7 protein-coding genes are annotated in these 8159 nt (G+C 40.6%); 6 read left to right on the forward strand and 1 reads right to left on the reverse strand.

From position 1 onward, the window contains the following. Nucleotides 1–78: 78 nt before the first annotated feature. The 6 genes from VXK47_RS09515 to VXK47_RS09540 all read left to right on the forward strand — a co-directional run bounded on the left by VXK47_RS09515 (nucleotide 79) and on the right by VXK47_RS09540 (nucleotide 7205). On the forward strand, nucleotides 79–267 hold the full coding sequence (locus VXK47_RS09515; RefSeq protein WP_435548543.1) for a DUF2065 domain-containing protein: 189 nt from the start codon (nucleotides 79–81) through the stop codon (nucleotides 265–267). Continuing rightward, nucleotides 245–1312: a tRNA preQ1(34) S-adenosylmethionine ribosyltransferase-isomerase QueA gene (gene queA / locus VXK47_RS09520; RefSeq protein ID WP_435548544.1), complete on the forward strand. Its 1068-nt coding sequence runs from the start codon at nucleotides 245–247 to the stop codon at nucleotides 1310–1312. The genes VXK47_RS09515 and queA overlap by 23 nt, the downstream gene beginning before the upstream one ends. Before the next feature lie 29 nt (nucleotides 1313–1341). Beyond that, entirely contained in the window at nucleotides 1342–2466 is a 1125-nt protein-coding gene (gene tgt, locus VXK47_RS09525) for a tRNA guanosine(34) transglycosylase Tgt (protein ID WP_435548545.1), read from the forward strand. Then, a complete protein-coding gene (locus VXK47_RS09530; protein WP_435548546.1) occupies nucleotides 2466–2684 on the forward strand; it encodes a NifU family protein in 219 nt (72 codons plus the stop codon). The genes tgt and VXK47_RS09530 overlap by 1 nt, the downstream gene beginning before the upstream one ends. Nucleotides 2685–2802: 118 nt before the next feature. Beyond that, nucleotides 2803–3969, forward strand: a complete 1167-nt coding sequence (locus VXK47_RS09535; protein ID WP_435548547.1) for an efflux RND transporter periplasmic adaptor subunit — start codon at nucleotides 2803–2805, stop codon at nucleotides 3967–3969. Beyond that, nucleotides 3966–7205: an efflux RND transporter permease subunit gene (locus VXK47_RS09540; RefSeq protein ID WP_435548548.1), complete on the forward strand. Its 3240-nt coding sequence runs from the start codon at nucleotides 3966–3968 to the stop codon at nucleotides 7203–7205. Before VXK47_RS09535 ends, VXK47_RS09540 begins: the two co-directional genes overlap by 4 nt. A gap of 755 nt (nucleotides 7206–7960) precedes the next feature. Here the strand turns inward: VXK47_RS09540 and VXK47_RS09545 are convergent. Next, nucleotides 7961–8159 (reverse strand): hypothetical protein (locus tag VXK47_RS09545; RefSeq protein WP_435548549.1); only part of this gene is annotated, 199 nt, incomplete at its 5' end.

The raw sequence follows: 8159 nt of genomic DNA on the forward strand, positions 1-8159 counted from the left end.
CTCTGACCTGATGGCTTCCAATGCAACCTTTGCTTTAAAATTCCCTGGATATTGCTTTCTCATTCTGTCTCCTTTATAATGGAGTCAATATCACAGAAAAAGCAGCTTAACCATCAGTTCAAATTTCGGGGTCCATTATATTTTGCGTTTCCTGAAAAAATGAAACAGTGGATTATAAAAATTCTTGGAATGGATGAAGGTTCATTAAGGTGGATGGGCTTGTTTTTATCGGGAGGCAATAGGCGTGTTTTTGTTATCAGATTATGATTATGAACTTTCTGAAGACCAGATAGCGCAAAAACCGGCATCCTGCAGGGATGCTTCCAGGCTTATGGTTTTGGATAAAAATACCGGAAGTACTTTTCATAATAAATTTTCTGAAATTTGCGACTTCATTTCACCCAAAGATATTATCGTAATAAACAATACAAAGGTAATTCCGGGCAGATTGTTCGGGAAAAAAGAAACCGGAGGCAAAGCCGAAATTCTTATTTTGGATTTTACGGGCGGAATCAGAGAACAGGATAAAACCGGAGATTTTATTTGCGAATGCCTTGTAAAAACTTCCAAACCTGCCAAACAGGGCTCGTTAATTTTATTTGAAGAAAATCTTACAGCCAAGGTGCTGAATGATGTCAAAGATGGAATTTGTCTGCTAAAATTTTCATCTTCCGAAAACTTTGAGGAAATTCTTCTCAGAATCGGGAAAATGCCGCTTCCGCCATATATAAAGCGCGATAAGGACAATAATAAATCAATAGATGATAAAACATCCTATCAGACTGTATATGCGTCATATAGCGGTGCTGTGGCCGCGCCTACGGCAGGTCTTCATTTCACCAGAGAACTTCTTGAAAAAATTAAAGCAAAAGGTACCAAAACCGCAGAAATAACCCTGCATGTCGGTTATGGAACTTTTCTTCCTGTAAGGGTTTCCGATATAAGGGAGCATGAAATACATTCCGAGAGGTATGACATATCTTTTGAAGCAGCCGAAGCAATCAACACAGTACGGGCGGATGGCGGGAAAATAATTGCTGTGGGCACAACATGCATAAGAACTCTGGAATATGCCTCCGACCATAAAGGAAGGGTTCTTTCAGGCAGCGGTAAATGCGATCTTTTTATTTATCCCGGATACAGTTTCAAAGTAGTTGATTCAATCATTACAAATTTTCATTTGCCGCGCTCCACTCTTCTTATGTTGGTATCTGCTTTTGCCGGAAGGGAAAGAATCCTTTCCGCATATAAAGAAGCTATTTCACAAGGGTACAGGTTTTACAGCTATGGGGATGCGATGTTCATCCAATAAAAACCTAACACTTAACACGGTTAATCATAATGTTTGACTTTACTGTTATATCGGAATCGAAAAAGAGCCGGGCAAGAGCCGGATTGATGCATACTTCTCACGGTGTAGTTGAAACTCCTGTTTTTATGCCTGTAGGAACGCTTGCATCTGTAAAATCACTGTCACCCGAAGAAATTACACAAGCAGGTGCAAGCATCATTCTTGGAAACACATATCATTTATACTTAAGACCCGGCTGTGATGTTATAAAGCTTTTTTCAGGACTTCACGGATTTATGAACTGGAAAGGTCCCATACTGACAGACAGCGGCGGATTCCAGGTTTTTTCACTTGCAAAGCTATCCAAAATAACAAATGAGGGTTACAGCTTTCAGTCTCATATTGACGGATCAAGTCATGTTCTTACACCTGAAAAAGCTGTGCAGGTGCAGATGCTGCTAAATTCAGACATAATGATGTGTCTTGACCAGTGCATAGAATATCCTGCCGAAAAAAAAGAAGCGCAAGATGCTCTCGAACTGACAACTCAATGGGCAAAAAGATGTAAAAAAACCTGGGAAGAAACCGGTGAAAGCAGAAACGCTCTTTTTGGTATTGTTCAGGGCGGTATGTTTAAGGATCTTCGGGAAAAGTCCGCAAAAGAAATTGTGGAAACAGGATTTTCGGGGTATGCTATAGGCGGATTAAGTGTTGGGGAGCCCGCTGATATTATGCTTGAAATAGCTGATTATACTCTTGAAAAACTTCCTGCCGGAAAGCCGAAATATATGATGGGAGTGGGAACACCTGAAAATCTTGTTGATCTTGTAGCCCTTGGAGCTGATATGTTTGACTGTGTCATGCCCACAAGAAATGCGAGAAACGGGCAGATGTTTACAAACAAGGGCACAATCAATATTTGTAATTCACGCTATAAATATGATACTGCTCCTGTTGAAGAAGGGTGCCTTTGCTATACATGCAGTAATTTTTCACGGGCATATCTGCGACACCTTTATATGTCAAAGGAAATACTTGCATATCGTTTAAATACAATTCATAATATCTACTATTATACTAAGCTGATGAAAGATATGAGAAAAGCCATTTTAAACGATGAGTTTGAAGAATTTAAAACAGATTTTTATAATAAAAGGATTAAAGGAGAGGGATAATGAAAGAACAGGTTGAGGCAGCAATAAAAAAAATCAGGCCAATGCTTCAAAAAGATGGTGGCGATGTGGAAATCGTGGATGTTAGTGAAGGCATTGTCAAGGTGCGTCTTCAGGGTGCATGCGCAGGATGCCCGATGTCACAGATGACTTTAAAAAACGGAATCGAAAAGCTTTTAATGCAAGATGTACCAGGAGTTAAATCTGTGGTAGCGGTGTAAAACAAATATATCTTAATTTCACATATCAAAGTTTCCGAAAATATCATTTTTTACCATTCCGGTAAGACCGGATCGAAGAACGGGCCACCGTAATCCAGTTGTATAAATGGAGTCCTATATGCTGAAAAGAATAGTGATATCTTCCTTTATAGTTGTATTGTTAGTCACTTTATCAGGCTGCAAGGAAAAAATTGAACCGGGAAATTCTGAAGAGAAAAAAGATGCAGCGGTTAAAGCTGTTGTTATGGAGGCGCAAGTTGTAAATCAACCTTTTTTATATGAAACCACAGGTACTATTCATGCAATAACGGAAAGCACACTATCAAGCAAGCTTCTGGCGGAAATACAAAAAATAAATGTAAAAGAAGGGGATCTGATTAAAAAGGGAGATGAGCTTGTTCTTCTTGATAATAGTCAGGTAAAAGCTCAGCTGCAGCAGGCCGAACAGGCTAAAGAAGAAGCGCTTAATGCACATGCTGCCGCAATATCTGCTACAGATTCGGCACGCGCTGCTGCAAAACTTGCAGGTGATACTTATAAACGCTATTCCAATTTATATAATGATAATGCTACCAGTAAACAGGATTTTGAAGATATTGAAACCAAAAACAGCCAGGCCGGAGCCGGATTGCTTCAGGCAGAGGCTATGGTTCAGGCTGCAGGCAACCGTATCAAGCAGGCTGAGGCGGCAGTTTTATCCGCAAAATCATTTGACAAGGATTCTGTAATTTATGCTCCATATAACGGTCTTGTAACAGCTAAAATGATGGAACCGGGAGATCTTGCGTCACCCGGAGCACCGATCCTTGGTGTTGAGGAAACACAAAGTTATTATGTAGAATTTGTTATTCCTGAAGCTCTCGCAAAAAGCATAGAAATGGGCAAAAAGATAAATATAATAATTCCTGCATCAAATGATCTTTTGCTCGAAGGAAGAGTTTATACAACATCCCAGGCTGCAGATTCCACCACCGGGTCTTTCATGTTTAAAGCCTCTTTCCCTTTAAATAAATCGGTTCGTTCAGGCGTGTATGCAAAAGTTTCAGTTCCCATCGGAGATGTAAACATGCTGTCGATTCCTCCATCAGCATTAATTTATCAGGGCCAGTTAACAGGGATCTATATAGTTGATGACCAAAACATGGCCCGTTTCAGAGTTATCCGCACCGGTAGAATTTTTGAAAAATCGGTAGAAATTCTATCAGGACTTAATCCAAAAGATCGCTATATTTCAAATCCCGGCATAAATATTACAGATGGCGTAAAAGTGGAGACTTTCTCATGAGCCTCAGGATGGGTGCTGCAGGAAAGATTGCTAATTATTTTATAGAATCCAAACTCACACCACTTATTATCATTGCGTCCATTCTTCTTGGCATCGCTTCGGTTATTGCTTTGCCAAGAGAAGAAGAACCACAGATCATCGTTCCCATGATAGATGTATTTGTCAGTATGCCGGGTGCAAGCTCAAAAGAAGTTGAAGAGCGTGTAACATCACCTATGGAAAAGCTTTTATGGGAAATTCCGGGAGTTGAATATATTTATTCCACCTCAAGTCCCGGCACGTCATTGGCAATAGTACGCTTTCTGGTCGGGCAAAATGAAGAGCAGGCGATTGTCAGGCTTCAATCAAAACTTATGGCCAACATGGATATAATTCCATATGCCGTTTCCCCTCCTCTGGTAAAGCCGTGTTATATAGATGATGTGCCTGTACTTTCATTAACATTCTGGGGGAAAAATGCCGACCATTACCTTCTAAGGCGCGTAGCGGCCGAAGTCGAAAATATCGCCAAGATGGAAGAAAATGTTTCCGTAACAACAATCATCGGAGGTGAAAAAAGGCAGGTTGAGGTAAATATTGATCCGGTTAAACTTTCTGCATTCGGCATTGATCAGGAACGTGTTTTTTCAATTTTACCCGCAGCAAATCAGAGCTCGGATTCCGGATCTTTTCCGTCGCAGGCAGGCCAGACTATTGTCCATACCGGCGGATTTTTACGTAATATTGAAGATGTTAGAAAAGTGGTCATTTCCGTTCATGAAGGAAAACCGGTATATCTGGAAGATGTTGCTGCTGTTTCAGACGGCCCTGGAGAACCGGATCAATATGTATTTTTCGGAGCAGGTCCTGCGGCAAAAGAGAAAAATATTTCAAAAGATGCTCTGCCCAAAGATGCTTGTCCGGCAGTTACACTTACAATAGCAAAAAGAAAAGGCACAAATGCAGTTACAGTTGCAGAAAAGGTGCTCGCAAGAATCAATGACACAAAGGGAACTATCCTTCCTGACAATATAAATATGACCATAACAAGGCATTATGGTGAAACTGCAAAAGAAAAATCCGATGAGCTATTGTTGCATATGATGATTGCCATTGTTTCGGTGTCAATTCTTATCTGGTTTACATTAGGTCACCGTGAGTCGGGAATAGTTGCTCTTGCAATACCTGTTACACTTGCTTTAACACTTTCTACATTTTATTTTTATGGCTACACACTAAACCGTATTACTCTTTTTGCTCTTATTTTTTCAATCGGAATTCTTGTCGATGACGCTATAGTAATTGTTGAAAATATTGTACGGCATTTCAGGCTCCCCGAAAATGCTGGTCGTTCAAAAATCCAGGTTGCAATTGAAGCGGTAGACGAAGTGGGGAATCCGACCATACTTGCAACTCTTACGGTTATCGCTGCAATACTTCCCATGGCCTTTGTCGGCGGCCTTATGGGTCCTTACATGCGTCCCATTCCCGTAGGAGTCTCAGCGGCGATGGTTTTTTCGCTTATTGTGGCATTTATAGTCACCCCCTGGGCTTCAATAAAACTTATCCGTCAAAAGGAAAATGGCGCAACACACCATGAAAAAGAGGGTTGGAGCACTCTGTTTTACCGCAGGATCATGACCCCGCTTATTGAAAAACCATTCTGGCATTATGCATTTCTTATTCTGGTGGTTTTTCTCCTGTTGGCTGCCTGTGCTCTTGTTGCGATCAAAAAAGTTCATGTTAAAATGCTGCCTTTCGACAACAAGAGCGAGTTCCAGGTTATTATTGATATGCCTGAATATTCCACCCTTGAGAATACGGTATTAGCCGCTCTTGAAATGGGCAATTATTTGAAAACGGTAAACGAGGTTGTTGATTATGAAGTTTATGCAGGAATAGCAGCACCTTTCAACTTTAATGGTCTTGTACGCCATTATTATCTGCGTAAAGGAAATAATGTTGCGGATATACAGGTTAACCTTGCCGGAAAAGGGCTGAGAAAAGATCAGAGCCATGAAATAGCAAAACGTGTAAGGCCTGCATTAAAAGAAATAGCCGATAAGTATAATGCCAGAATAAAAGTTGCGGAGGTGCCGCCCGGACCTCCTGTTCTTTCAACTCTTGTTGCGGAAATATACGGCCCCGATTATAACCGCCAACGGCTTATCGCCGAAAAAGTAATGAAAATTTTTGAACAAACATCAGGCGTTGTAGATGTAGACTGGTATATGGAGGAAAACCAGCCCAGAGTCAATATTGAGGTTGACAGACAAAAGGCGGCGCTTCATGGCATCAGCGCATCCCGGATTTCAAACACCCTTGAACTGGTCCTTTCGGGAAGACAGGCCGGTCTTCTTCACCAGCCGAAGGACAAAGAAGATATCCCTATCATGGTAAAACTTCCTCTTTCACAACGGGCGGGAATCGAACGGCTTGAAGCCATAAAAATAGCTCAGCCTGACGGAAAGCTGATATCACTGTCAAGTCTTGTTAAAACCGTAAACACACAAAATGATAAAAGCATATATCATAAAAATCTTATGCCTGTGGTTTATGTAACAGGTGATGTGGCGGGTGAAAAGGAAAGTCCTGTTTATGCCATACTTGAGATGAAAAAAGAAATTGATGCCATATCGCTTCCTGAAGGATATAAAATTGTTCAGCACACTTCAGCGCTGCCTGAATCAGATCGCCGGTTTTCCATGAAATGGGATGGCGAATGGCATATTACCTATGAGGTTTTCCGCGATTTGGGGATAGCTTTTGCGGTGGTTCTTGTTTTAATATTTGTTCTTGTTGTCGGATGGTTTAAATCCTTTTCAACACCTCTTGTAATAATGGCGGCTATTCCGTTTTCCCTTATCGGTATCCTGCCGGGACACTGGATAATGGGCGCCTTTTTTTCAGCAACATCCATGATCGGTTTTATTGCCGGTGCCGGGATTGTTGTAAGAAACTCTATAATTCTTGTTGATTTTATTGAGCTTCGTGTTTCTCAGGGAATGCCTCTTGATCTTGCCGTAATCGATGCAGGCGCCGTTAGGTTCAGGCCGATGATGCTGACGGCAGCAGCTGTTGTGGTTGGCGCTTCAGTAATATTGTTTGATCCTATATTCCAGGGGCTTGCCATATCTCTGATGGCAGGTGAAGTTGCATCTCTTCTTTTCTCGCGAATGACCGTTCCAATTTTGTATTATCTCGACAAACGATGGGAATCGCAGCATGTGCATAAAAAACCGGCTGAAAATGAATAAAGATAGCATATAAGTCAACAAGTTCTTGAGTTAGTGCCGGAAGTTACGTATAGTATTTGCCATAATAATGAGCCAATTGCAAAACGCCCCATTTTAGCCGATCTCTGTGTTGGGCTCAAATTTTAATCCTCAAAATACTCAATGTATTCCTGTGGTTAAAATTTTCGTCCGCCTTGACCTTGACTAAACCGAAACATTTTGAAACAGGCTCTAATATTCCGATTTCTTGGTTGTAATTGGGTATCGGAACAGATTTATGACAATTGCTATAATATCCCAATGTGAATTCCATTTATAACTTAATGATTTGAGTTCAAAATTTATGTAAAATTCCGTATTCTGAGTAAAATAAAACAAAATTTCTAAATGCAGAAACAAAATTTCTAAATGCAGATTATTATACATGCGTATTTGCTCAACTATTTGATATTAATCATATTTAATGTTGGCACGATTTAAGCGAACAACTCATAGTATTTATGTATAAGATATGTTTTTTGTTTTGGTCTTCTTGCTGCGGCAAGGCTCCCGTCAGGGATTTTCTTATAAAAATGTCCTGCTCTCGAGCCATGGAAGCTATTTATAGGTACTATAACCGCAGAGAATAATATGGTTTAAAGATTAGGAATGGAAACATAATGAGGGTTTAAAAAGGGAGGATGTAATGAAAGATTATGGAATTCAATTGACCAAGGAAGAGGAAGCACAAGTCGATGATATATGTGCTAAAATCAGAGAGCGGGTGAAAAAGGAATCTATAACGCCCCATCAGCGCTGGTACTGTCAAGTTTTTGTGTAAAATTTTTATCAGCCAGTTTTTGAAAGAATGGCAGACTCTTACGCACTTTTCCGATAGGGTTTGATTTCCAGTGTAACTCCATTTTAAGACAGATAAATGCCAGGAGAGTATAGCAGGCGTTCTCCCCGGCTACGATCTCCATCGGTTTTGTTCTG

The sequence above is a fragment of the Desulfobacterium sp. N47 genome (assembly GCF_051233685.1).
Lineage (GTDB): Bacteria > Desulfobacterota > Desulfobacteria > Desulfobacterales > RPRI01 > RPRI01.